Source organism: Pyrinomonas methylaliphatogenes (genome assembly GCF_000820845.2).
Classification (GTDB): domain Bacteria; phylum Acidobacteriota; class Blastocatellia; order Pyrinomonadales; family Pyrinomonadaceae; genus Pyrinomonas; species Pyrinomonas methylaliphatogenes.
Map to the genome: position 1 here is coordinate 483684 of NZ_CBXV010000008.1, position 24601 is coordinate 508284.

Sequence of the window (24601 nt, forward strand, 5' to 3'; positions counted from 1 at the left end):
GCCGCGCGCGATATTTTCAGACGATTCAGCTCCTTTAGCCACATTCTAGGAAGGCGATGGAAACGGCGTCAAGCGACTGGCAGGCTGCGCTGCTGTGGCAAGGCGATTTTCTCCTTGCCGCCCACCGCCGCTTCCGCTACTCTATCTGCAGAGCGACGCCGACGAACAGCCGAGGGCGCTCATCTTGAATCAACCCGAGAGGTCCGAAAAAGAAGATGAAGGTTTATCGCGCAATCGCCCTGCTTACGCTCCTTGCGCTCCTCTCCCCGCTCTTCGCGCAACAGACGACCGCGCCTAACGGCGAAGGGACGGCACGACGAGCGAGGCTATCGAAATCCAACGAGATCGCCGAGGTCGAACAGAGCTTCGCCGAAGCTTTAAGCCTCGTCGAGGCTAATTACGTGGACGGCGCGCGGCTCAACTATAACAACTTGATCAAATCGTCGATCATCGGGATGCTTCGCTCGCTCGATCCGCATTCGAACTATTACGATCGCAAAGAGTTCGAAGAGCTGCGTAACGATCAGCGCTCGGAATACTTCGGCATCGGCGCCTCGATCGTCGACCGTCGCGTGGGCGACCAAGTTGACACCTACATCTTAGCGACATTCGAGAATTCGCCGGCGGCGCTAGCTGGGCTGCGTTTCGGCGATCGCATCGTCGCCGTCGATGGACAGCCGATGCACGGGCGCCCTTCAGCTGAAGTGCGCGACCGCATCCGCGGGCCGCGCGGCACCGTCGTGAAGCTGACGGTCGAACGGGCGGCGACCGGTCGCATCGAAACCGTCGAAATCACGCGCGATGCCGTCCCTCAACCCTCCGTCCCGGACGCCTATGTCATCCGCCCCGGAGTCGGCTACATAGATATGACGCGCGGATTCAACGTCACGACGGCGGATGAGCTTGAAGAGGCGCTAGAGAAGCTGCACCAGCGCGGAGTGACGGGCTTGATCCTGGACCTGCGCAACAACCCGGGTGGATTCCTGGATCAGGCCATCCGCGTGGCGGAGAAGTTCTTAAGCGATGGTCAAGTGATCCTGACGCAGAAAGGGCGTAACTTCACCGCGGATCGGACCTATCGCGCGACGAACGGCTCTCCGGATACGACCCCGCTCGTCATTTTGATCAACCGCGGCACGGCCTCGGCTTCCGAGATCGTCGCGGGCGCGATGCAGGATCACGATCGCGCGCTCATCGTCGGCGAGAACAGCTTCGGCAAAGGACTGGTCCAGAGCATCATCCCGCTCGATTATGGCGCTGGCCTGACGCTCACGTCGGCCAAGTACTACACGCCTTCGGGCCGGTTGATCCAACGCGATTACACTAACAGCAGTTACTACGACTACATCACGCGCGGCGGTGTCGGCAACCAAGACGAAGAGACGACGATCAATCAAACACCGACCGGACCGGAAAGCCACACCGACACGGGGCGTCCCGTTTACGGCGGAGGCGGCATCATGCCGGACGAACTGGTCAAACCGCGTTTGATCAAACCTGAGCAACAACGGCTGATCGATCCGATCTTCGCCTTCGTGCGCGAACTCGTCAACGGGCGCATCGCCGGATTCGAATCCTACAAGGTGCAGCGCCCGATCGAATACAATCACGAACTACAGCCGACCGATTTCCCCGTAACGGACGCGCTCTATGAAGCGTTCAAAAGCTTCGTCAATAAGAGCCCGGCGTACAAGAACCTTTCGACGCTCGTCGATGCCAATCAGGATTTCGTCAGACGCCAACTCCGCTATGACATCATCACCGCCGCCTACGGGACGGTGACTGCCACGCGCGTTTACATCCTCGATGATCCGCAAGTCCTTAAGGCAATCGAACTGCTGCCGCGCGCGCGTGAGTTGGCGATGGCGGCGCGCAACCGCACGCCGCGCCAGAAATCGTTCGAGTAAAGGGTGGAAGCGATGGGAAGTGACCCGCAGACTTCCGGCCCATAACAGAACTACGCTCTTGGGGAGCCGAGTAAGATCCTTCTCTCGGCTCTTCTTTTCATGCTCACCCTTTCTCGCCAAAGCTTGCGCGAACTGATTAGACAGCCTATGGCCTCACCTCTTCGTTTTAAACGCTCGCTCCCGCATTGCGGTCATATTCACGCATGCCGGCGACGATCTTTGCCTCTTCGTTTTAAACGCTCGCTCCGCCTCTGAGGCCGTGTCGGCGCACGCTGGGCCGTGCAACCACTCTGCGCGCGCGACTTGACTATCAACTCATAATCGGCCTCGATTCGGCCTTCGCACAACCGCTGGGCGTGAGATCGCTCCGTTCGACTAACCTTTGCCCGTCTGCGCGTGCGGGCTGTCGACCGGCTTGGATTCGGGCGATCCCCTCTGCCGCAGGAAGATCGACAGGACGACTAACACGCCGACCGACAAGAATTCGCTCTGCCAATTTTGAAAGGATTCGAACCAGAAACGAGAAGTGCCGATGTAGCGGAGCGTAGAGACCGGACTTTCGCCATGTTCCTGCCGTTCTTGATTGTAGGCGGCTGCGCCGCCCGCAGCGTGGAGCGCGAAGGAGAGCGCGAAGAGCACAAGCAGCGCGAGGCTGAGCGAATTCTCGTAAAGACGCCGCACCCAGCCGCCGCGCTTCACGGGCCACGGCGCATCGGGGCGAGGCTGAGCTGATCTATCTTCCGCCTCCGGTTCGTCCAACTTCTTTGATTCCGCCGACCCTTTCTGTCGCAAGAAGACGGTCAACACGACGTAGGCGCCCATTTGCAAAAATTCGCTCTCCCAGTTTTCAAAGACCGCCTCGATGAAATGACCGCCCCATAGATAAGAAGCGAAATCCACGGTCGGCTGTCCGTGTTCGCGCTGGTCTTGGTTGTACACGCGAAAGCCTGTCGCTGCCTGTCCAGCGACGCAGACGAAGAAGAGCGTGAAAAGAACGATCGATAGACTGTTTTCGTAGAAGAAGCGGCGCATGATCCCTCCCGTTCAAAGCCATCCGTGCTGCCTCGATTCGGCACGCCCGCTTATTGAAGCTTCAACCGCTCGAAATCCAATTGTGCAGATGGACCGGTGTCGGCCTTCAGAATTCTCTCCATCTGATCGAGCGCCCAGCGATGCTCCTCGTCGGTCAACGCGGCGACGCAATCTTGCGGGACGGCGAGGTGAAAATCGCGCATGTAAGCGTCGTTGGCCGTAAAAAGGACGCAGACGTTGGTCGCGATTCCCGTCAGGACGAGCGTTCTTGCGTGCAAATAATCGAGCAGCACGTCGAGCGTGGTCGAAAAGAAACCGGAATGCTTCGGTTTGAGCACGAAGTAGTCGTCCGGCTCGGGAAGCAACCGCTGGACCAACGGGCGCCCGCGCACGCCATCGCGCAGACAATGTTCGATCAGATTGTTGAAGTTCGACTGCCACCGCCCGAAGTTGTCGTTGACGTAGATGGCCGGTACGCCGCAACTCTTCGCGCGGCGCTTCAACTCCGCCGCGCGCGATGCCGCGGCGACGGCCCGCTCTAATATCTTCTCGCCCCCCTCAAACTCCAGATCGTTGATGAAATCGATCAACAACAAGGCCACCGGCGAGCTATCGGGCGCGCTGCCGTGCAAGTCCTGATTTTTGGCCGGCATGTTCTCCCCTTGCCTCCCCAACGATGACTGATCTCTCGCGCCCATCATACAGAAGGCGTAAGGGATAGCAATCTCGACTGAGGTTGGAGCACTGAAAAGGTTTCTTTCTAACAAATCCTAGGCGCGAGGAGAAGCCATCCCGACCAAAGGGCCTATCTTCTGCGCGCCTCTTCGTGTTCAATGATCGCCGCGTTCAGTCATCCGGCTCTCAGTTCAACAAAGAGCGCTCATCGAAGAAGCGGACAGGCTCAGCGGGCTCGCGCGGCTCGACGTGCTATCTCGACCGAATCGCATCCATCGACAAAAAGGCGCAAAGAGCCTCGACCCACCGGGCCGAGCGCCGCTAAAAAAGGTGGGCGAGAATGGGCGGGACGCCGCCTCTCCCCGCAAAAGATCAGCTAAAAAAGGTGGGCGTTCTCGCCCACCTTTTTTCCCCTACCCTTGCTCGTTCTCGCCGGACGTTGGAGTCCGGCTTCTTTCGCTGAGTTGGGCTCGCTCAGTGGCTGGCGAGCCACTCATCGAAGACCTTCGCCTCTTCGAGCTTGCCGCTCCACCGAGCGCGGTTCTTGCCCGTCAGGGCGAGCACCATCGCTTGGTGCTGTCCAGCGCGGTCGCCCATGCGCTCGAAGTAGTTGTAGAGGCGGTCTATCTTGCGGACTGACTCGCGCGCCGCTTCGACCGATCTGAACGACAGGACGTTGCGGAAAAAGCGCGAGTAGACATTCTGTTCGCGCGCCGTCGTCGTGTAAAGGTCGAAGTAGCCGTCGAGCAGTCCGGCCGATTGCAGCACTTGCGCGACGTAGCTCGGGCGCGCTGGCGTTCGGCGCGCGATCTCGGCCACGTCCGTAATCCCTGCGCCGTACAGCTCCAGTATGCGCTCCTTTTTGGTCCGCTGAGCTGACTCTGCGGCGGATGTCTCTACCTCTTCCCTCAGCTCATCCTCTTCGTCGGCGTATTCCAATTCGATGGAGAGGGGTTTGAATTCGCGTTCAAGCAGATCTTCAGTCATCATCTTCTTTCGCTCCTTCTCGCGCTTGAAGCGTCTTTCAACCCGCGCGACGCACGCTCTCCGCAGCAGGCTTCATTTGCAGGCGCTTCAGGTGATCGATCAGACTCGATGCCGCACGCTTGGAAAGCTCTTCGACGCGGCATCCGAGTACGGCTAGACACTCTTCATCAGCGTCGATCCCCGCCTCACGCGCCAAAGCGCGGATCATGCCGATCTGCTTCGGCGTCACAAGGTCCGCGATCGTTTTGGCAAACGGGTCTCGAGGGAAATCGCCCGGCTGCGGCCCCGCTCCAACCCGCTCGATCACCTCCGATTCGCGCTGATAGAGTTCGCGCGCGATGCCGAATTTGATCGCCGCGCGCTTCAAGGCGTCGTGTTCTGCTTTCTTGATCCCGGTTTCGTTCTCCGCCGTTCCGGTCCCGACGCCTTCACGAGTGACGCCATCGATCGTGATGGCGGCGACGACGGCGACCATATCGCCGATCTGCGTGATCGAACGGACAGCGTGCGACCACGTCGGCGCCACGCGGTCGAGGATGTCGGCGACCGTGTGCCACTCGACATATTCGACCATGTGGACGTTGCCTTCCGGATCGCGCCATCCCTCGCGCTGCTTGATGAGCTTCGGATCGATCGGTTGCCGCAGAGCGCGCAGAGTCTGCACGAAAGAGAGCGGCACGACCGTCGCGCCCTGCTCGTCTTGACTCGCTGAAGCCTCAGCTTGAGCTTCCTCCACGCCCTTTTCCACAATGATCTCTTCTCTCTTCTTCCTCATCTCCGTCTCCTTTTCGTCTTCGTTTTCCGCAGGCGAACTGGGTTCGCCAGCCCGCCCCCGTTCGAAGCGCGCTTGGCGCTCCTCGGATGCGGTCTCGTTGCTGTCGGGCGCTTGTCCTAGATCGCGCCCCTCGTTTTGAACGCTTTTCACCTCGGCCTGAGATAAGAGCGCGTGTTTGACGGCGAGGATATGTTCACAGCGGAAGCTCGGATCCTGCGCCGATCGCTCCTCGTACTCAAGACACGAGCACCGGACCTTCCCACCCTCATCGCGCCAAACCTCATACGAAGTCCGTCGCCCGCGCAAAGAGGGCGTTTGGACGCGAAACCGATCGCCATCGCGCGTTACCAGCCCCATCGCGACGAGCCCGCGCGCGCGCTTTTCCCGCATGATCGCTTCCCTATCAGCCTTATTTGCCGTCCCTGCCGCCATCGTTCCACGCCTCCTTTCCACTTTCAAGCGGCGCGCTCCGTCTCCGAACGCGCCCGTTCGACCATCTCACGCAACCGACGCTCAAGGTCCCCGACGCGCGCTTCCAATTCAGCGACGCGACGCCCTTGGCGATGAAGCGTCTTGAAGAGGGTATCGAACGTCTCCCAAATGTATTCGTTGCTCACCTTCGCCCTCCCTTCACTTCTACGGACGATCCGCCGTCCGTTTCATGCACGAAACAATGTACCACAAATCTCCGGTCGTTGCAAGCGCGAAACTTAATCTTGCAAATGGGAAGAAGGTGTGCTATGTTCCCCGACGTGGCGGGAAGAGATCCCGCCGCAAAGGAGGCAACGGATATGGCGCGATCGACATCGACGAAGAGTTTGATCAACACGCTCGAACTCGGACGGGCGATCCGACGTAAACGCGAAGAGCTCGGCTTGAGCTTGCGCGATGTGGCCAACGAAACCGGAGTTTCAGCTTCGACCTTGTCGCGGATCGAAAACGGCACGGGCAAACCCGATACCGAAAGCATCGCGCGACTCAGCAAATGGTTGAACATGCCGGTCGAGCGCATCATCCTGGGCGAGGGAGCCGCCCCCGTGGTCTATTTCCCACAGGAAGCGACGCCCGATATCGTTGAGGCTCATCTGCGCGCGGATCGCAATCTGACGCCGGAGACGGCGCAGGCGCTCGCCGAGCTATTCCGCGTCGCCTATGCTCAGTTCAGCAACCAAGCGGCGCGAAGCAACGAGCGTCCGTCGCGCAAGCGCAACCGGTGAAGTTGATAGTTTTGAAGAAGCTTGGTCGCGTCAAACGGGCGCGGCCAGGCTCATAGCGCGTCCCACCCATTTCGTCACACATCGGACCGCGACAGCCTTCGCCGCCCGAGGTCACGTGTCTTATAATTTCCCGCGTGATAGGGGCAGCTTTACCACCCACGAGCAAGGGCCGATTTTACGAGCTGCGTGCGCTCAGCCTGCGCGAGTTCGCGGGCTTGCGCCATCCCGAAGAACCGCTCGACCCGTTCGCGCTGGCGCGCTTCGCCAAACTGCTGGTCGTCGATTTCGACCAGATCGAGGGCCTTTCGCCGCAGGCGCGCGCCCATCTGCTCGGAGAGGGGGCTGAAGCTTGGTCCGGCGGGGCGTGTTCGCGTCCACTTCCGAACGGGTGGCGTTTGATCATCCTGAACCCGACGCACGGCCCGCAGAGGAACAACGCGACGCTGATGGAGGAGGTCTGTCACGTCTTTCTGGGCCATAAAGCCAATCGCTTGGCGGTCGTCAACGAAAGCAATGGGCAGCAGATCATCGCGCGCGATTACAATCCGCAGGATGAGGAAGCGGCCTACGCCGTCGGCGCGGCGGCGCTCGTTCCCTTTGCGGCGCTTCGCCGCTTCGTGCGCGATGGGCTCTCGATCTCAAGGATCGCGCGCCATTTCAACGTCAGTCGCGAGTTGGTCGAGTATCGTTTGAAGGTCACGCGACTGTGGGCCGAATATCGCGCGCGCCAAGCGAAGGAGGCCCCGTCTGAACCACAGCCACGCTAGCCGGAAACATGGCGCGCCCGAAAGACAACGCGAAGCGATGGCCCGAATTGCGCGATGCCATTAAGAGCCGTTTGAATTACAAGGAGTTCTTTCTCCGCTACTGTCCTGCGGCCCGCATCTCAGGCATGCGACTTTACTCGCGCTGCCCGATCCCGTCGCACAATCATAGCGGTCTGGGGCGCCCAAGCCTTTCGGTCGATCTCGCGCGCGGCCTCTTTCATTGCTTCTCGCGCGGCGAAGGCGGCGATGCCATCAGGTTTTATGAACTCATGCACAACCTCTCATTCGCCGAGGCGGTGCGCGAACTATCGCGCGATCTCGGGCTCAGCGAGCGACAGATGCCGCTCGCCTTTCGCGCCGCCCCCGATGCCGATTCGGAGGCGCTCGAACCGCTCGACGCTGAGCGGTTGGCAGCGATCTGCGAAACGTTCCTCGCCTTCTGCCGAGAGGAGGAGCAAACGGCGGGGCTCAATTACCTGATGCGGCGCGGGATCGATCCGGAGACGGCGCAGCGTGCAGGCGTCGTCTATTTTCCGCGTCGCGCATATCGGCGCGTGATGCAGAGGCTGCGCGAGGCCTTCGCGCTTGAAGAGTTACAGCGAAGCGGCCTTTTCAACAGCCGCGCTCATCTGACCTTCTATCTACATCGGCTGCTCTTTCCCTTCTACGTCAACCGCCGCCCGCGTTATCTGCAAGCGCGAGCGACGGCCCCTGGAGTTGAGCCGCGCTGGCACAACATGCGCGGCTCGGTTCCGGCGCTCTACAACGTCGACCTTTTAAACGAGTTGCCATCTGGCGCGCTCATCTACCTCGTCGAAGGTTTCACGGACACTTTGACGCTGCTCACGCATGGGTTTCCCGCCGTGGGGTTGGTCGGCGCGGGCGGTTTGAAGGAGGAGTGGATCGCTCAACTCGCCCGCTTCCGCGTCGTCGCCGCGTTCGACCCTGACGAAGCGGGCAGGCGCGCCGCCGCGCGTTATGCGGAGATGTTCCGAGCGCACGGATCGACCTTGGCGCGCATCGAACTACCGCTCGACGTCAATGACTTTTTCCGCCAGCGCCCATCTGCGGCGCTGGAATTGTCGCTGCTCACCGAAGCGGCGCTGGAGGCGTGAAAGGGTCGCTTGCGGCGCCGCCAAAGAAGCTATAAACTCTCGCCGCAACGGGATCGGCAAAGATGGCGGAAGAGAATCAAAAATCGGCAACGGCGGAACTAAGCCTCGTCGATAAACTCCGTTTGCTTCTCGACATCACGAAGAAGATAAGCCGTTCGCTCGATGTCAACGAAGTGCTCAATCTCGTGATGGACACGCTCGGCTCACTGGTCCACTATGATGCGGCGGGCATCTACATCATCGAGCGCGACGGGGCGCGCGCGGCGAACGGCGAGATGATCTTTCACGCCGAATCCGTGCGCGGATATGATATCGAAGAGTTGACCGAACTGCGCCTTAAGGCGGGCGAAGGTTTAGTCGGCTACGTCGTGCAGACTGGAGAACCGGTCATCTCTCCGGACGTGCGAACAGATCCGCGCTACATCAACGCGCGCGAACGGACCCGTTCGGAGATGGTCGCGCCGATCATCTCGAACGATGAGGTGATCGGGGTCTTCGATCTCGAGAGCGATCAGCCGAACGCCTACACGGAGGATGATCTTCAGGTCCTGATGCTGCTCGCTTCGCAAGTCGCCATCATCATCGAGAAGGCGATGTTGCATCAGGAGTTGATCAGGAAGCGGCAGCTCGAAGCGCAACTTGAGGTCGCGCGCCAGGTGCAGCTTGCGCTTCTGCCGTCGAGGCATCCGCAGATCGAGGGCTTCGATATCAGCGCATACAACTTCTCGTCCGAGCATGTTTCCGGCGACTACTATGATTTCGTCCGCATCTACGACGACCAACTCGGTCTTGTGATCGCCGACGCTTCGGGACGCGGCATGCCGGCGGCGCTTCTCATGGCTTTCCTGCGCGCTTCGCTCCGCTCCGCGATACATGTCGGCTACGCGCCCAACGTTTCGATGGCGAAGGTCAACTCTCTGCTCTGCGAATCGACCGAGGAGAATCAGTTCGTGACCGCCTTCTACGGCGTGCTCGATGCGACGAACAAAACGCTCGCCTATGCGAACGCGGGGCACAATCCGCCGTTGCTCCTCGACGTCGATGGTTCGGCTCGGTTCATCGAGCGCGGCGATTTTCCGCTCGGCATGTTCGACAGCGCGCGCTACTACGAATATTACCTGAGCATCCTGCCGGGCCAGATCTTCGTGCTCTACACCGACGGGTTGACCGAAGCGACCAACGACGCGGGCGAGGAGTACGGGCGCGAGCGGCTGGCCCAGACAGTGAGCCGTGAACGGGATCGCAAGGCGCGCGATCTGATCGACGCGATCTACGGCGATGTTCTAGAGTGGACCAACGGGCGCGGCGCTGACGATGACATAACGCTGATCGTCATCAAAGCGCTCTGATCGAGATGGCATATGAACGATAGACGCTCGGTGATGGAACGGATAAGGGGGATGGCTCGCGAAGCGCTCGCCAACGCGCCAGACGAAGCCGACTCGGCCACCATACGCGACGAATCGGCCAAGAGGATCATCACCGAGGCGGACGTGCGCGATTTGGAAGAGGGCGCGCGATTGCGCATCGCGGCGGATGCGCGCTTGACGCCGCTGGCGGCGGATATCGTCCGCGAAAAGAGGATCGAACTCGTCCGACGCACGGCGCGGCGCGGGGCTTCCGCGCCGCAGGTGATCGCCATCGGAGCCGATCACGGGGGATACGAGATGAAGGAGGAACTGAAGAAGTTCCTCATCGAACTGGGCCACCACGTGCGTGACTTCGGCACCGATTCGACCGCCGCGGTCGATTATCCGGATTTCGCTCACGCTGTGGCGCGCGCCGTCTCGCGTGGTGAAGCGGATCTCGGGATCATCGTCGATGCCGCCGGCATCGGCAGCGCGATGGCAGCGAACAAGGTTCCGGGCGTGCGCGCGGCGGCCTGCTATTCGGTCGAGCTGGCGCGCAATTCGCGCGAGCACAATGGAGCGAACGTCCTAACGCTCGGCAGCCGCACGATCACCAAAGAGCAGATGCGCGAGATCGTGCGCACGTGGCTTTCGACCGAGATCGGCGAAGAGCGCCATCGCCGCCGCGTCGCGAAGATCGAAGCGATCGAACGCCAATACGCTAGAACCACTTGAGTCAAACTATTGGCTCCCGCAAAGGGTGAATGGGAAATGGTCGTCGCTTACGATGGCGAACTGGAGAGATTGGTCGAGCAGATAACCGAAGAGATCGTCGCGCGGCTCGAGCGCGAGCGCGGGATCGATCAAGCGGCTCTTTGCAGTTGCACCTCCGAATGCTTCAACCGCTGCCCCGAAAGGATAAAGCGCGTCGTCGATGCGGGCGCCGCGCGCATCGGGCTGGTTTTGGGCGCGACAGCTTCGGCGCGCGACTGGGCCAGTCTGATCGATCACACGCTGCTCAAGCCAGAGGCGACGGAATCCGACATCAGACGTTTATGCGAAGAGGCGGCGCGGTATGGTTTCGCTTCCGTATGCGTCAACCCTTTCTGGGTGAAATCGGCCGCTTGTCTTCTGCGCGGGACGGGCGTCCCTGTCTGCACGGTGATCGGCTTTCCGCTCGGCGCGACGCTGCCTGACGTGAAAGCCTACGAGACGCGCCGCGCGATCTTCGATGGCGCGCACGAAGTCGATATGGTGATCAACATCGGCGCGCTCAAATCGGGCGACGATTGCACCGTCGAGTACGATATCCGCGCGGTCGTCGAAGCCGCGCATGAACACAACGTCCTTTGCAAGGTCATCATCGAAACGGCGCTTCTTTCCGACGAGGAGAAAGTGCGCGCTTGCCTTGCCGCCAAACGCGCCGGGGCCGATTACGTCAAAACCTCGACCGGCTTTTCGAAAGGGGGCGCAACGGTCGCCGATGTCGCGTTGATGCGCCAAGTGGTCGGCGAAGAGATGGGCGTCAAAGCTTCGGGCGGCGTCCGCGACCTCAGCCAAGCGCGGCAGATGATCGAAGCCGGAGCGACGCGCATCGGAGCCAGCGTCGGCGTGAAGATCGTGCAAGAAGCTGGCGGACAGAACTCTTCCTCTCAAGATGCGAAGCCCGCTTATTGAACCGCGTCTCTGCTCCAATCAAGCTCGGATCGAGCCTCACTCGGCGCCGACTTTCGGCGCTGAAGCCCTCGCGTCGCCTGCCCTCTTCTTCAAAAGCTGAACGAATTGGCGCATCGCTGGCGTTTGATGGCGTAGACGATGGCGCACCACGGCGATGGTGCGCGATGGGATCGGATCGCTCAGCGGGCGATAGACTCGCCGACGGCTTTTATCGCTCTCTTTCGCCATCGCCGGGATGAGCGACACGCCTTGTCCCGCCGCGATCAACGAAAGGATCGTCGGAAGCTGGGCGCTGCGACAGGCGACTCGCGGCTCAAACTCATGTTGCCGACAGAAGTTCGAGACCTGTTCGCCCAAACAGTGCATCTCGCTCAACAAGATAAAGCGCTCCTTTTTCAGATCCTCGATCCGCACGCGCTTGCGTTTCGCCAATCGGTGGCCGCGCGGCATGGCGAGCAGAAGGGGTTCAGTAAACAACGGCTCGACGCGCAAGCGGCTGTCGGAGACGGGCAGCGCGACGATCGCGAGATCTATCTCACCGGCGATCGTCGCCGCTAACAGCTGATGGGTCACCTCCTCTTGAATCGTGATCTCCACCTCCGGGTAGCGGCGAAGGAAGAGCTCGATCGTCGAAGGCAGCAGATAGGGCGCGACCGTCGGGATGGCGCCGATGGCGAGCTTTCCCTGAACTGTATGCGTCGCCTCGCGTATCTGCCTTTCGACCTGTTCGACCTCGGCCAAGATCGCCGTCGCATGGTCGAGCAGCAGGCGCCCGACATCGGTGAGCACGACGCGCCTTCCCAGGCGATCGAACAGCCGCTGCCCCAATCGCGCTTCGAGCTTCATGATCTGCTGGCTCAAGGAGGGTTGCGAGACGTGGCAACGCTCCGCGGCGCGGCTGAAGCTGCCCGTCTCGGCGACGGCGACGAAGTAGCGCAGTTGGTGCATCTCCATCTCAAGAGGCTCCTCGATCTATAGGTTTTGCCTATCGAAGATATACGAAGAAAGTATTTTACTTTATAGCTGAGCTCGGCTATATAGTCTCTCCGTTGCCACCCGAGCAAGAACGCTCACGATGCGCTCGCCATAGCGCGCGTGGCGTTCTCTGTCCTGATCATAACGAGCCAAGGAGGAATGCACCATGTTCTTACGCATCAATAGACTGCAGATCGAGCTGCCACAACCGAAAGAGGCTTCGCCCGATGCGGCCGCCGCCGTGCAGGAGCTTCTCGGCGGCAGGTTCGGCGAAATGTCCACCTTGATGAACTACATGTACCAATCCTTCAACTTCCGTCAACGCGACAAGCTGAAGCCCTATTACGATTTGATCGCGAACATCGCGACCGAGGAACTGGGGCACATCGAACTGGTCGCGGCGACGATCAACTTGCTGTTGAACGGCGCGACTTCCGATGGCGATCCGACCTCGGCGCCGCTTGCGCCCGGAGTGCACGCGCGCAACACGCGCCATTTCATCGAGACGGCGCAGACGGCGGTCGTCGCCAACTCCATGGGCAAAGGCTGGTCGGGCGATTATGTCTTTAACAGCGGCAACCTCGTGCTCGATCTCCTGCACAATTTCTTCCTCGAATGCGGCGCGCGGACACAGAAGATCCGCGTCTACGAGATGACGAACGATCCCGTCGCCCGCGAGATGATCGGCTATCTGCTTGTGCGCGGCGGCGTCCACGCTTTAGCCTACGCCAAAGCGCTCGAGACGGTGACGGGCGTCGATGTGAAGAAGATGTTGCCGATCCCGAGCATCCCGAACGCGAAGTTCCCCGAAGCGCGCAAGTACGAGGAGCGCGGATTCCATCGCTTCCTCTATCGCTTCAGCCCCGAAGATTACAAGGACATCGCTAAGCTTTGGACCGGCGAACATCCCGAAGATGGCAAGCCGCTTGAAGTCAAGGATGGTCCGCCGGAAGGCGGCGCCGTCCCGGTCCTGCCGAACGTCGAAGAGGAGTTCGCGCCTGGCATCAATTTCGAGCTGTTGAACGATCTGGCGAAGAAGATCCTCAGTTAGCGCCCCGTCTGGAAGCGAGAGCGAGGTCGCTCGGTCGAGCGGCGTCGCTCTCCCTATTTTGAAGATCGCCCTGCAACCACAGGGCGTCCCTTCGACTCGCTCGCTCCGAGAGGCCTTCAACGAAGGTCTTGCATTGCGCGCGCGGCGGATCTATGCTCCAACCGTAAACGATCCCGACGGAGGCTGCGCGCCATGAAGCGGAACCTTCTGGCACTGATACTGGGCGGCGGAGCGGGCACACGCCTTTTCCCGTTGACGCAGCGGCGCTCGAAACCGGCTGTGCCGCTCGCCGGCAAATATCGTCTGGTCGATGTGCCCATCTCCAACTGCATCAATTCGGACGTGACGAAAATCTTCGTCCTCACACAGTACAATTCGGCCTCGCTCAACCGTCACATCGCGCAGACCTATCGCTTCTCGCAATTCAGCGATGGCTTCGTCGAGATCCTCGCCGCCGAGCAGACGCCCGAAAACCCGCAATGGTTTCAAGGGACCGCCGATGCCGTGCGGCAGGTTCTGCCGCACATCGAGGATTGGCGAGTGGATACGCTGCTGATCCTATCGGGCGATCATCTTTATCGCATGGACTATCGCGACTTCATCCGGCGTCATGACGAAACGGGGGCCGATGTGACCATTTCGGTCGTCCCGTGTGCGATGGAAGCGGCGTCGGAATTTGGATTATTGAAGACGGATGAGACGGGCCGGGTGATCGAGTTTCGGGAAAAGCCGAGGGGACACGCGCTCGAGGAGATGCGCGTCGATACGCGCGCCTTCGGATTGGGCGAGGAAGAGGCTGCGGCGCGTCCCTTTCTCGCCTCGATGGGCATATACGTTTTTCGCTACGAGAAGTTAGTCGAACTGCTCAAGCGTGATCCGTCGTGGGTCGATTTCGGGCGCGAGGTGATCCCCGCGGCCATTCGGTGCAGCAACGTCCAAGCCTATCTCTTCAACGGCTACTGGGAGGATATCGGCACCATCTCGGCCTTCTATAAGGCCAACCTCGATCTAACCTCTCCGCTCCCGAAGTTCAATCTCTTCGACGCCGATGCGCCCATCTATACGCGCGCGCGATATCTGCCGCCCTCCAAGGTCCACAATTGCGAGATAACCGACTCGATCATCAGCGAGGGATGCATCATCAACGGCGCGCGGATTCGCCGTTCGATCGTCGGATTGCGCAGCCGTATCGAGAGCGGGACGATCATCGAGGAGACGATCCTGATGGGCGCCGATTATTTCCAGACAATCGACGAGATCGAAACTGACCATCGATTAGGATTGCCACGCATCGGTATTGGCGAAGGCTCGGTCATCCGTCATGCCATCGTCGACAAAAACGCGCGCATCGGCGCGGGCGTCCGGTTGATCAACGAAGCCGGTCTCGAGCACGCCGATGGGCCAGACGGCATGTTTTACATCCGCGACCGCATCATCATCATCCCCAAAAACGCCGTCATCCCCGATGGCACAGCCATTTGAAGGCGGCGCGCGAGTTTGCGCGCGTGAGGGTCGTTGAAACATTTCAATGCCTCGATTCGTTAATATGAACGACGGCCCAAAGCTCCCGCAATCGAATCGTCAAAAGACCAGCTTGGAGGAGATGCCAAGATGAGGCGCTTACTGCTACTATCCTTGCTCTCTGTTCTTCCGATCATGAGTGCAGAGACGCAACAACTGCCGCCGCTCATCCCGCGAGAGATCCTTTTCGGCAATCCCGAACGCGCGAGCCCACAACTTTCTCCCGACGGGCGCATGCTCGCTTATCTTGCGCCGCACAACGGCGTTCTCAACGTCTGGGTGCGCACCGTCGGCAAACAGGACGATCGTGTGATCACGGACGACCGCAAGCGCGGCATCCGCATCTACTTTTGGCAACCCGACAGCCGCCACATCATCTACCTGCAGGACCAGAACGGCGATGAGAACTGGCGCGTTTATCAGACCTCTGTGGAGACCAAACAGACGCGCGACCTGACGCCGTTCGAGCGCGTGCAAGCGCGCATCGTCGCCGTCGATCCGGACATCCCGGACCGCATGCTGGTGGCGCTCAACAACCGCGATCCGCGCCTACATGACGTTTACCGCGTCGATTTGACGACCGGCAAGCTCGAACTGGACACGCAGAATCCGGGCGACGTATCGGATTGGGTGGCGGATAACGCTTTGCGCGTGCGCGCGGCGCAGGTCCTGCTGCCCGACGGCAGCACGGAGATCCGCATCCGCGATGACGAGCGATCGCCGTGGCGCGCGTTTCTCAAGTGGGGGCCGGACGAGTCTTTCGGCGGAATCGCCGGATTCACGCGAGACAACAAACGCATCTGGTTGATCTCGAGCGTGAACGCGAACGCGGCGCGGCTGCTCGAGGTCGATCTTGCCAACGGTCAACAGCGCGTCATCGCCGAAGATCCGCAGTATGATGTCAGCGGCATTCTGGTCCACCCGCGCAAACGCACGCTTGAAGCCGTCAGTTTCGTGCGCGCGCGTTTAGAATGGCAGATCCTCGATCGCGGACTGGAACCGGACTTCGCCGCGCTGCGCAAGGTGCGCGATGGCGACATCACGATCGCCAGCCGCGATCTAGACGACCGCACGTGGATCGTTACCTACGTCGTGGACGATGGACCGGTCTACTGGTACGCCTACGACCGTCGGACACGGCGCGCGCAGTTGCTCTTCAGTAACAATTCGAAACTGGAGCGGTACAAGCTCGCCAAGATGCAGCCCATCTCGTTCAAAGCGCGCGATGGGATGACGATCTACGGTTACTTGACGCTGCCCGTCGGCGTCGAGCCGCGAAACCTGCCGACGGTCCTGCTCGTTCACGGCGGTCCGTGGTCGCGCGACACGTGGGGATATAATCCGATGGTCCAGTGGCTCGCCAATCGCGGCTACGCCGTGCTGCAAGTGAACTTCCGCGGCTCGACCGGCTACGGCAAAGCCTATTTGAACGCCGGCGATCGCGAATGGGCCGGCAAGATGCACGACGATCTGATCGATGGCAAGAACTGGCTCGTCAAGCAGGGCATCGCCGATCCCAAGCGGGTCGCCATCATGGGCGGCAGCTACGGCGGCTATGCGACGCTCGTCGGACTCGCCTTCACGCCGGATGAGTTCGCCGCCGGAGTCGATATCGTTGGGCCATCAAACCTCGTCACGCTGCTGCAATCGATCCCGCCCTATTGGGTTCCGATGAAAGCGCTCTTCAGCAAACGCATGGGGAGCGACGAGGAGTTCTTGAAGTCGCGTTCGCCGCTCTTTCGTGCCCATCAGATCAAGAAGCCGCTGCTGATCGGGCAAGGGGCGAACGATCCGCGCGTCAAACAGGCCGAAAGCGATCAGATCGTCGAAGCTCTGCGTAAAGCCAACATCCCGGTCGAGTACATCGTCTACACTGATGAAGGCCACGGCTTTGCGCGCCCTGAAAACCGGTTGCATTTTTATGCCAAAGCCGAAGAGTTTCTCGCCAAACACCTCGGCGGGCGCTTCGAGCCGATGGGCGAAATTAAAGGTCACTCCGGTGTGATCAAATAAACAAAGCGGGCAAAGAGGCGAGGGATCGGCGAAGATCCTTCGCCTCTGAAGGCAGAACGACTTCGCAAGTTCTGATTCGCTTCTAGATGCAAGCTTCGAGTTGCAGGAAAATCCTTTAATCTACCAGTTCCAATCCCGGGCCATCGCTCCAGCGCCGTAGATCTCTTGATAAGCGCGTATCGCTTCGTCCTCGGAAGGCAAGCGCAGCCCGTCGGTGAAACGGTTCATGAAAGCGAAGGCACATGTTTGTAACGCCACTTCGACCGCTCCCCGCTCGCCGAATTCAGCCTTCAACAGGGCGAAGTCCTCATCCGTCACGGTCGCCATGCGCGTCAGCTTGCGCGCGAAACTGACCGCAGCCAGTTCGCTCTTGGTCAACGCCGAGTCATCCTTTCTCATCGCCAATAGCTTCTTCGGATCGACGCCGAGCCTTTTGAGGCCGAGCACTTGATGCAGCGTGCAGTAGCGACAGCCATTCGCCATCGAGACGGCGAAAGAGATGTGCAGTTGAAGTTCGCGCGAGATGGCCGCGCCGTTTCGCACGCTCATCCCATATTCGCGCCAAGCTTTGGCCAAAGCCGGGACGCGCAGCATCGCGCGTTGAGAGTTGGCTATCCCTAACCCCAATCCGCCCGGCTGCGGCGATCGGCTGGCAGCCAATGCCGCTCGGGTCGCCTCCATTTCTTCGTCTGAGATCAACGCCACACGCGCAGATGGACTCTCTCGCAGGCCCGCCGGTTGAACGTTCGCCGTCAGTTCGAACGCCCACGCTTCGACGGGCAGGTTCAGAGCTTCGTTCAATCGCACGAAGTAATTGGCAAAGCAGACCGTCATCGTTAATTCGACGATCTGCGAATCGTTGTAATGGGCGCGCACGCGCTGAAAGTCCGAGTCGCTGACTCCATGGATGTCGCGCGTCAGCAATTCCGCATATCTGAGCGCGAGCGAATCGGCAGAAGGCAGCGACTCTTCTGCGCCACCTTTCAATGCGGCGAGAAGTCCCCGCCCACTCTCGCTCGCGCGTAGCCATCTCTGCGCGTGAGCTGCCGTGTAGGCGCTGCCGTAAACTTGCGCGACGCGCAGGACAATGGCCATCTTCGTCTCCGGAGAGAGACTGCCTCCGTAAAGGACCGTGCGCACCAAGTGGGCGAACTGCGGCGCAGCCTTCGTGTGTTGCGCCAACGCTCGGATGTAGTTGGGCACGCGCTCGCCCCCAAGCGGATCCGCATTAGGCACTTCCGCTGCCGAAAGACCTTCGGCGAGCGCGACGTGTGGAGTGATCTTTATTTTGCCGCGCGCCATCTCCTCCAAAGAGGAGAGCGAGTGAAGCGCCGCCCCATCCAGCCGCCCTCCCAGAGCCGCTGAACGGAATGAGCCAAGGAACGATGCTCCGATGAAGATCGCGACGCTTAAACGAACAGTTTTTCCGCGTAGCATCTCTACCTTCTACTCCAGCAGGGCATATTCGAAACCGAAACGACCTATCTTGATCTTGCCTCGCCCGGCAATTGGTGGTTCGATGAGAAACGAATAGATCGCGCCTCGCCTGTTTTCGACCGCGGCCCGCACGGCGCCGATCATTCCGCCATCCGTCGCTCGGTAGAAGATGACGCGCAGCGCATCTGCCGCCAGGCGCTGGTAGCCAAAAACGTATTCGCCTGCCCCTAGTTCGAGATCGCCGACTCTGAGCGGCACTTGCGTTTTGAAAAAGTGCGTGTATTTGCCCTCCGCTTCGTATCCGGCAGTGATGATGACGACGCCGAAGATGTAGCGACCGTTGCCATCGATGATGCCGGATGCGGTACGCAGCTCAGTTTCGATCCGCTCTTTGACGACCGGCGCGCGTTCCGGAACGACGGCGCGCAACTCATCTTCTGTCATCCTGCGCCACTTGGAACCCTGATGATTGATCCCGCGCCCAAAGAGCGTTCTGGCAGATTTCTCTTCGCGCGGCTGAGCTTCCACCATCGCCAACGTCATCCCTAAAACGAGCAGACAAGAGAGCGTAACTCGTCCCATTTTTCCTCCCTGACTCATCGCTCGAAGCGAATTCGCATGGATATCTCACGGACATCTTAAACTCGCCGGCGTCTGGGTGGAATAGCTCTAGCGCATTTTCGGCTCAAAACAGTAACCTCAAACCCGCCTGCAGGACGCGCGCATCGAAAGCTTGCGTCGATTTACCGAAGTTGCCGAGCGATAGATCGGCGTTCGGCAAGTAGAGGTTGACGTTGTTCAGCGCGTTGAAGACATCAAAGCGAATTTGCAAACGCTTCTCTTCGGCAATTTCGAAACTGCGTGCAAGTGACAGATCGAGCGTCCTGTAGCGCGGCCCGCGAAAAGTGTTGCGCCCGAGCGTGCCGTTCTGCCCGGGTCGCGGTGCGGCGAAGGCGCTAGCCGGGAACAAGCCGTTCAAGAAATCTCTCTGCGCAAAACTTTTTTTGATCGTCCCGGGCAAGGGCGCATTGGGCCGATCATAGAAACCGCCGCCGACCGCGCCGCCTCCTCCGTCGAGGTTGTAATCGCCCTGCCGCGATCCATTCCATACGGAGAAAGGGCGTCCGGATTGCGCGGTGATGAGCGCCGCGACCTGCCAGTCGTTGAGCAATCCAGCTAACCAACCGCCTCGCCCCTTGAACGCCCGCGGCGTCCAGATCAGTGAAGCCGTGAAGCGATGCGGAATATCGAAGAGCGAACGGGCCCGTTCGCATCGCAAGCAATCGACATCTTGCGCGCCTTTACCCGGCTCGGAATTATCCTGAAACTGGCCAGTCGAAGTGTCGCTCGAAGTGTCAAGCCACTTCGAAAAACGGTAATTCACCTGGACCGAAAGACCGGAAGAAAAACCGCGCCGCGCTTCCGCCGTAAAACCATGATAACTGGAGTTGACGCCGTTGGTCACAAAAAGCAGCGTCCCGAAATTCGGATTGATGCGATCCTCACTCCCATCCAGAAGATCGCCGCGAAAACGGTTGATGTCATCGATTCGCTCAAGGTTGATGCCGAGCGTGCCGACGTATCCGACCTCCGCGATCCATCCGTGACCGAACTGTCTTTGCCCGCTCAAGAAGAAGCTTTCGCTGTACTGCGTCTTGATCGTCGGATTGACGACGAAGCCGGTCGGGCGAATGCGCGCACGCTCTCCGGGAAGAGGGTTGATGCCACCTTGCGGATTCAGCCCGCGCGCGAATTCGGGATTGAAAGGCACAGGTATGTCATAGAGTATGCGCGTACCGATGCCGACGCTTGGCTGACTGACGATCTGCACGGCATCGGGCGGAAGCGCACGAGCCCCAGCGATTGATTGTCCATGATGCGGTTGAAAGGCGAGGCTGAATCCGGCGCGGATGCTGGTCCTGCCGTCGCCAAAAGGGTCATAGGCGAGGCCGACGCGCGGCGAGAAGTTCAACCGCTCCGGCTTGTAAAGCCGTTCGACGCGTCCCACCGACGCATTCGCCAAGCGTTCGCGAAAGCTGTTGCCCGGCCCGAAGATGATCGAAGAGAGTCGCCCTTCGCGTTCGCGCGCATCGCCGAAGTAATCGTAACGCACGCCTAGATTGATGTTCAGTCGCGCACTCGCCTTCCAATCATCCTGTACGAATAGCCCGAACTCATGAACCGTAAAGTAGCGTGGGAAACCAATTGGCTGTCCTGTGCGAGGATCGACGGTGAGCGTCTGCCGAAAAGGGCGATCGTTGATGAAGTCCGATACGCTGGCGAAAGAGAAAGTGCCAGCGGTCGCTGGGCCGATCGAAAGCCCCTTGAAGATACGACGCGCTTCGCCTCCGGCGCGGATGATGTGCGAGCTCCGCTCGAAGGAGAGCGTGTCGCGCACTTCGTAGGTGCGGAGTTTGGTCCGTTGACTGAAGACGTCGCCGAAAGGCGCGGTGATCCCAGTGATGCTAATCTCGGGAACGATCGCCTTGTCGTTGCCGCGAAGCGCATCGATGAATTGCAACGATAGGCGCAGATCATTGACGGCGCGACCGAATAGATGTATGTGCCCGAGGTTCAAATTGCCGAAGAAACCATCAAAGGGGCCGCGACTGCCGCGCGCGGCGCGACCGAGCATCGAAGTCGAGGAACTGGTGCCGCCAGCATCGCGCTGATACTCCGCAATCCAACGCGCCGTCAATTTGTCTTTATCCCTGTTAAACGAATGATCGAATCGCGCCAGATATTGGTCCAGTCTTATGTAATCGCGCAAATTGATCGTGGCCGTTCCCGTCGCCGGGATGGTCACGCCATCAAGAGTGAGATCGGTTTGATTGGCGTAACGCTTGGCGCCGCTGCCGGGCAGCGGCGTCGGCGCTGGGAACTGACGGAACAGACGGGCAGCCACGCTGTTAGGGCGTTGCCTGATGATGTAATCTCTCAACTCAGGCGTCTCGACTTGGAATGAAAGCGCGCGCGCTATAGCATCGCGCGTCCCTTCATAGGAGGCGAAAAAGAAGGTGCGATTCTTGATGATCGGGCCGCCGAGATTGCCGCCGAACTGGTTGAAGACTCGCGGCGCGCGTTCCGTTGAAAAGAAGTTGCGCGCGTTGAGCGCTGCGTTGCGGTGGTAGTGCCACAACCGACCATGAAATTCATTCGTCCCAGACCGTGTGCGTATGTTGATGACTGAACCGTTACCGCGCCCGAATTCCGCCGAGAAATTACTCGTCTGCACTTGCACTTCTTCAACCGCTTCGAGGCTCGGCACGATCGCGGGCTCGCCCGTGTTGTTCGGATTCGTGTTCATCGCACCATCCAGCACATAGTTGTTGCCACGATACCGATTGCCGTTCACGGTGATGACGGGCGAATTGGTCAACTTGGTCGAGTTGGCCGCTCCGGGGATGGCGGTCGCTCCTGCGCTCAATTTCGGCAAAAGGAAGACATCGCGCTGGGCCAGCGGAAGTTCTGTCGCTTGGCGCTGCGTGAAGGTGTCGGCGACGCGCCCTTCAGTTGAAACCTGCGGCGCACTCTCCGTAGCATCGACCTGCACTGTCGCTTGCACTTCGCCGACTTCGAGTCTGATTTCGAGATCGGTGATCTGCCCGACGTTCAATCTCAAGCCGCGGCGCTCAAAGGTCTTGAATCCCGGCACGCGCACGAAGACTGTGTAGATGCCGGGAGCAAGACCGGTCAAGCTGAAGTCGCCGCCTTCGTTCGTCGTGGCCGTTCTGACCTGCCCGTTCGCTTCGCTCTGGACCGCAACGACCGATGACGCGATCGCGTTTCCCGTCGCGTCTTTCACGACGCCGCGTAAAGTCGCTTCGGTGATCTGAGACGTGACGGAAAACGAAAACAGGAACGAAGAGATTAAAACGGCCACGGTGCGCCGCATACGAAGAAGACTCATCGCCGATCCCTCACGAGTCTGCTGAGCTTTGAACTCGGTACCGCTTGCGTTGGCTGGCGATGATAGCTACAAATCGTCCTCTCACCACTAAACTTGAGTACGGTCTTCGCTTACAACTAAGGTTATAGAGGCTTCGGGGGCGAAGTAATCGCGATCAAGTGAGGGGTGAGATGGGCATGGAGCGCGCCTCGATCTCAGGCTCGGCGTTCGCATCTTGTGACCGCTCGGCTGAGCGTCAGACCGATGACGATCTATGCCAACTTAAGGTTTACGCGCCTCGGGCGGCACAGCGCGCGGGATATCATCAGAAGGGAGCGAATCGCTCGCCTCTCTCCTCGTCTCCCGCAGCGTGGGCAACAGTTTGGGGCGCGGGATCTTGACCGTCGCCAGCGCATCAGCGCGCTTTAAGATGCTGCCATTGCTCCCTGCAACCCAAGCAGCCGTTCCGCCATGATATGCGACTCCGTACAGACGGACGTGGCTAACGTTCGGGATCAATCTCCACGTCGCGCCGCCATCGCGCGTTTGCAAGATGAATCCCTGATCGCCGACGATGAGCGCCTCATCGCGATTGGCGAGCGAGATGGCGAAGAGGTTAAGATCAACGCCGCTCTCTTGATCGCGCCAACTTCGCCCACCATCATCCGTACGCAAGATAAGCCCATGCGCGCCGACGATGAATCCGCGCCGCGCGTCGGTGAAGGCTACATCATAGAGCCACTCGCGCACGTTCGCCGCGACACTCTCCCAAGTTTCACCGCCGTCCCTCGTGCGGAGAATGGCTCCGCCGGAGCCGACCGCGACACCATGCTTTTCGTCGGTGAACCAAACGGCTTCAAGCCATGCGAGCGTGCCTGAACGTTGAAGATGCCACGTCGCGCCGCCATCCGCCGAATGGATGATGGTTCCGCGCGCGCCGACCGCCCAACCTTCGTTGTTGACGAAATGAATTCCAAGCAAATCTTGATCTGTATCGACTGAAACCTTCTGCCAGATGAGGCCGCCATCCAGCGTGCGCAAGATCGTCCCTCGATCGCCGACGACGAAGCCGCGTCGCTCGTCGAGGAAGAAAACGGCGTTTAAGCGCGCCGTCGTGCCCGACGGGCGAATGGTCCAGCTCCTCCCTCCAGAATTCGTGAAGAGGATCTTGCCGCGCGCGCCGACGGCCCAGCCGTGAACATCGTCGATGAAGAAGATATCGAGCAGATCATCGCGCACGCCATCGGTCAACCGACGCCATTCGATCCCGCCATCATCCGAGCGTAGGATCAAACCGCCCTCACCAGCAGCCCATCCCGTCTTATCGTCAGCGAAGTAAACGGTCAATAAGCGCGGTTCCGTCTTGACGCTAACGGGCAACCAGATTTCGCCGCCGTTAGCCGTCGTTAGCGTCACGCCGTCGCTTCCAACGATCCAACCGTGCCGCGCATCGCGAAAGAAGACCGAAATCAGATCGGCTTTGACATACGACTCCATGCGCCGCCAAGTTTCGCCCGCGTCTGTGCTGCGCAGAATCGCACCGCTCACACCGCACGCGATGATGGTCCGATCATCGGCAAAGGCGACCCCAGTCAAAGTAAGATCGGTCACCGCCTGACGCCGCTCCCACTTCGACCCGCCATCGCTGGTGATGAGCACCGTGCCTTTATCTCCGACGGCGACGCCGTGTGACGCATCGGAGAAGGCCACGCTCCACAGATGCGCTCGAGTGTCGGATGTCTGTCTCTGCCAAGTCTTCCCGCCATCGACCGTCGCGACGATACATCCGTAAGTGCCGACGGCCCAGCCGTGCTGACCATCCGGGGCGAAAGCGACCGAATAAAGATGATCGCCCGTCCCGCTTCGCACAAGCTTCCAATGCGCGCCGCCATCATCGGTCAGCAAGATGGTCCCGCGCGCGCCGACCGCCACCGCCCTTTTCTCATCTTTGATGAACAGACCGTAGAGAGCCGTTCGCGCCGGTGATTCTTGCCACTCCCAATCGAAACCGCCCGAAGCGGTGCGCAGGATGAGACCATCCGCGCCGACGGCCCAACCATGCCGTCCATCCGAAGCGAAGCGGATGGCATAGATCGATCCACCTTGTGGCAAGGGATTCTGCCAGATCCACGCGCGACGATGTTGCGCGCTTGATGCCGCGGCGACGAACAGCGCGAGCAGAAACGGGCGCAGTTTGAGGAGGGTTAGAAGCAC

The 24601-nt window shown here is 60.1% G+C and carries 20 protein-coding genes; 10 read left to right on the forward strand and 10 right to left on the reverse strand.

What is annotated here, in order from left to right; genetic code table 11:
- The first annotated feature begins 215 nt into the window (after positions 1–215).
- Positions 216–1907: a S41 family peptidase gene (locus PYK22_RS13320; protein WP_060635667.1), complete on the forward strand. Its 1692-nt coding sequence runs from the start codon at positions 216–218 to the stop codon at positions 1905–1907.
- A gap of 375 nt (positions 1908–2282) precedes the next feature.
- Here PYK22_RS13320 and PYK22_RS13325 read toward each other — a convergent pair whose 3' ends face one another.
- From PYK22_RS13325 to PYK22_RS17640, 5 genes are all read right to left on the reverse strand, one after another.
- Positions 2283–2939 carry a DUF6766 family protein gene (locus tag PYK22_RS13325; protein WP_041978035.1) on the reverse strand — a complete coding sequence of 219 codons (657 nt, stop codon included), beginning with the start codon at positions 2937–2939 and terminating at the stop codon, positions 2283–2285.
- Between the two features lie 50 nt (positions 2940–2989).
- Positions 2990–3592, reverse strand: coding sequence for a cysteine hydrolase family protein (locus PYK22_RS13330; protein ID WP_041978038.1), 603 nt, complete (start codon positions 3590–3592; stop codon positions 2990–2992).
- A 496-nt stretch (positions 3593–4088) separates the two neighbouring features.
- On the reverse strand, positions 4089–4604 hold the full coding sequence (locus PYK22_RS13335; protein ID WP_083437856.1) for a hypothetical protein: 516 nt from the start codon (positions 4602–4604) through the stop codon (positions 4089–4091).
- A 34-nt stretch (positions 4605–4638) separates the two neighbouring features.
- Positions 4639–5808, reverse strand: a complete 1170-nt coding sequence (locus tag PYK22_RS16900; RefSeq protein ID WP_157770880.1) for a Rad52/Rad22 family DNA repair protein — start codon at positions 5806–5808, stop codon at positions 4639–4641.
- A gap of 23 nt (positions 5809–5831) precedes the next feature.
- The gene (locus PYK22_RS17640) at positions 5832–5993 is read right to left on the reverse strand and encodes a hypothetical protein (protein WP_157770881.1); all 162 of its coding nucleotides are present in this window, start codon (positions 5991–5993) and stop codon (positions 5832–5834) included.
- A gap of 174 nt (positions 5994–6167) precedes the next feature.
- Between PYK22_RS17640 and PYK22_RS16905 the strand changes: the two genes are divergently transcribed.
- From PYK22_RS16905 to deoC, 6 genes are all read left to right on the forward strand, one after another.
- Positions 6168–6593, forward strand: a complete 426-nt coding sequence (locus PYK22_RS16905; RefSeq protein WP_157770882.1) for a helix-turn-helix domain-containing protein — start codon at positions 6168–6170, stop codon at positions 6591–6593.
- A gap of 134 nt (positions 6594–6727) precedes the next feature.
- Positions 6728–7360, forward strand: a complete 633-nt coding sequence (locus PYK22_RS13350) for an ImmA/IrrE family metallo-endopeptidase (RefSeq protein ID WP_041978039.1) — start codon at positions 6728–6730, stop codon at positions 7358–7360.
- Between the two features lie 8 nt (positions 7361–7368).
- Positions 7369–8475, forward strand: coding sequence for a toprim domain-containing protein (locus PYK22_RS16910; RefSeq protein WP_060635670.1), 1107 nt, complete (start codon positions 7369–7371; stop codon positions 8473–8475).
- Positions 8476–8537: 62 nt separating this feature from the next.
- Positions 8538–9824 (forward strand): PP2C family protein-serine/threonine phosphatase, encoded by a 1287-nt coding sequence (locus PYK22_RS13360; protein WP_041978042.1) that lies wholly within the window; start codon positions 8538–8540, stop codon positions 9822–9824.
- A 12-nt stretch (positions 9825–9836) separates the two neighbouring features.
- Positions 9837–10559 carry a ribose 5-phosphate isomerase B gene (gene rpiB / locus PYK22_RS17360; RefSeq protein ID WP_211197706.1) on the forward strand — a complete coding sequence of 241 codons (723 nt, stop codon included), beginning with the start codon at positions 9837–9839 and terminating at the stop codon, positions 10557–10559.
- Positions 10560–10787: 228 nt separating this feature from the next.
- Complete coding sequence (gene deoC / locus PYK22_RS13370) at positions 10788–11501, forward strand: deoxyribose-phosphate aldolase (RefSeq protein WP_041979024.1); 714 nt, start codon at positions 10788–10790, stop codon at positions 11499–11501.
- Positions 11502–11537: 36 nt separating this feature from the next.
- Here the strand turns inward: deoC and PYK22_RS13375 are convergent, their stop codons facing one another.
- Positions 11538–12455, reverse strand: coding sequence for a LysR family transcriptional regulator (locus PYK22_RS13375; protein ID WP_041978044.1), 918 nt, complete (start codon positions 12453–12455; stop codon positions 11538–11540).
- Positions 12456–12642: 187 nt separating this feature from the next.
- Between PYK22_RS13375 and PYK22_RS13380 the strand changes: the two genes are divergently transcribed.
- From PYK22_RS13380 to PYK22_RS13390, 3 genes are all read left to right on the forward strand, one after another.
- Complete coding sequence (locus tag PYK22_RS13380; protein WP_041978046.1) at positions 12643–13527, forward strand: manganese catalase family protein; 885 nt, start codon at positions 12643–12645, stop codon at positions 13525–13527.
- A 192-nt stretch (positions 13528–13719) separates the two neighbouring features.
- Complete coding sequence (locus PYK22_RS13385; RefSeq protein WP_041978049.1) at positions 13720–15009, forward strand: glucose-1-phosphate adenylyltransferase; 1290 nt, start codon at positions 13720–13722, stop codon at positions 15007–15009.
- 129 nt (positions 15010–15138) lie between these two features.
- Positions 15139–17061: a S9 family peptidase gene (locus tag PYK22_RS13390; protein WP_099606195.1), complete on the forward strand. Its 1923-nt coding sequence runs from the start codon at positions 15139–15141 to the stop codon at positions 17059–17061.
- Positions 17062–17181: 120 nt separating this feature from the next.
- Here PYK22_RS13390 and PYK22_RS13395 read toward each other — a convergent pair whose 3' ends face one another.
- The 4 genes from PYK22_RS13395 to PYK22_RS16915 form a co-directional block, all read right to left on the reverse strand.
- Positions 17182–18498: a carboxymuconolactone decarboxylase family protein gene (locus PYK22_RS13395; RefSeq protein ID WP_041978051.1), complete on the reverse strand. Its 1317-nt coding sequence runs from the start codon at positions 18496–18498 to the stop codon at positions 17182–17184.
- A gap of 9 nt (positions 18499–18507) precedes the next feature.
- Positions 18508–19080, reverse strand: coding sequence for a hypothetical protein (locus tag PYK22_RS13400; RefSeq protein ID WP_060635671.1), 573 nt, complete (start codon positions 19078–19080; stop codon positions 18508–18510).
- Positions 19081–19183: 103 nt separating this feature from the next.
- On the reverse strand, positions 19184–22408 hold the full coding sequence (locus PYK22_RS13405; RefSeq protein WP_083437860.1) for a TonB-dependent receptor: 3225 nt from the start codon (positions 22406–22408) through the stop codon (positions 19184–19186).
- A gap of 261 nt (positions 22409–22669) precedes the next feature.
- Complete coding sequence (locus PYK22_RS16915) at positions 22670–24601, reverse strand: WD40/YVTN/BNR-like repeat-containing protein (protein WP_060635672.1); 1932 nt, start codon at positions 24599–24601, stop codon at positions 22670–22672.

Bases quoted from the DNA above. Each gene is read 5' to 3' on its own strand.
- PYK22_RS13320 (WP_060635667.1), top strand. From the start codon at position 216: ATGAAGGTTTATCGCGCAATCGCCCTGCTTACGCTCCTTGCGCTCCTC.
- PYK22_RS13325 (WP_041978035.1), bottom strand. From the start codon at position 2,939: ATGCGCCGCTTCTTCTACGAAAACAGTCTATCGATCGTTCTTTTCACG.
- PYK22_RS13330 (WP_041978038.1), bottom strand. From the start codon at position 3,592: ATGCCGGCCAAAAATCAGGACTTGCACGGCAGCGCGCCCGATAGCTCG.
- PYK22_RS13335 (WP_083437856.1), bottom strand. From the start codon at position 4,604: ATGATGACTGAAGATCTGCTTGAACGCGAATTCAAACCCCTCTCCATC.
- PYK22_RS16900 (WP_157770880.1), bottom strand. From the start codon at position 5,808: ATGGCGGCAGGGACGGCAAATAAGGCTGATAGGGAAGCGATCATGCGG.
- PYK22_RS16905 (WP_157770882.1), top strand. From the start codon at position 6,168: ATGGCGCGATCGACATCGACGAAGAGTTTGATCAACACGCTCGAACTC.
- PYK22_RS16910 (WP_060635670.1), top strand. From the start codon at position 7,369: ATGGCGCGCCCGAAAGACAACGCGAAGCGATGGCCCGAATTGCGCGAT.
- PYK22_RS13360 (WP_041978042.1), top strand. From the start codon at position 8,538: ATGGCGGAAGAGAATCAAAAATCGGCAACGGCGGAACTAAGCCTCGTC.
- rpiB (WP_211197706.1), top strand. From the start codon at position 9,837: ATGAACGATAGACGCTCGGTGATGGAACGGATAAGGGGGATGGCTCGC.
- PYK22_RS13375 (WP_041978044.1), bottom strand. From the start codon at position 12,455: ATGGAGATGCACCAACTGCGCTACTTCGTCGCCGTCGCCGAGACGGGC.
- PYK22_RS13380 (WP_041978046.1), top strand. From the start codon at position 12,643: ATGTTCTTACGCATCAATAGACTGCAGATCGAGCTGCCACAACCGAAA.
- PYK22_RS13385 (WP_041978049.1), top strand. From the start codon at position 13,720: ATGAAGCGGAACCTTCTGGCACTGATACTGGGCGGCGGAGCGGGCACA.
- PYK22_RS13390 (WP_099606195.1), top strand. From the start codon at position 15,139: ATGAGGCGCTTACTGCTACTATCCTTGCTCTCTGTTCTTCCGATCATG.
- PYK22_RS13395 (WP_041978051.1), bottom strand. From the start codon at position 18,498: ATGCTACGCGGAAAAACTGTTCGTTTAAGCGTCGCGATCTTCATCGGA.
- PYK22_RS13400 (WP_060635671.1), bottom strand. From the start codon at position 19,080: ATGGGACGAGTTACGCTCTCTTGTCTGCTCGTTTTAGGGATGACGTTG.
- PYK22_RS13405 (WP_083437860.1), bottom strand. From the start codon at position 22,408: ATGAGTCTTCTTCGTATGCGGCGCACCGTGGCCGTTTTAATCTCTTCG.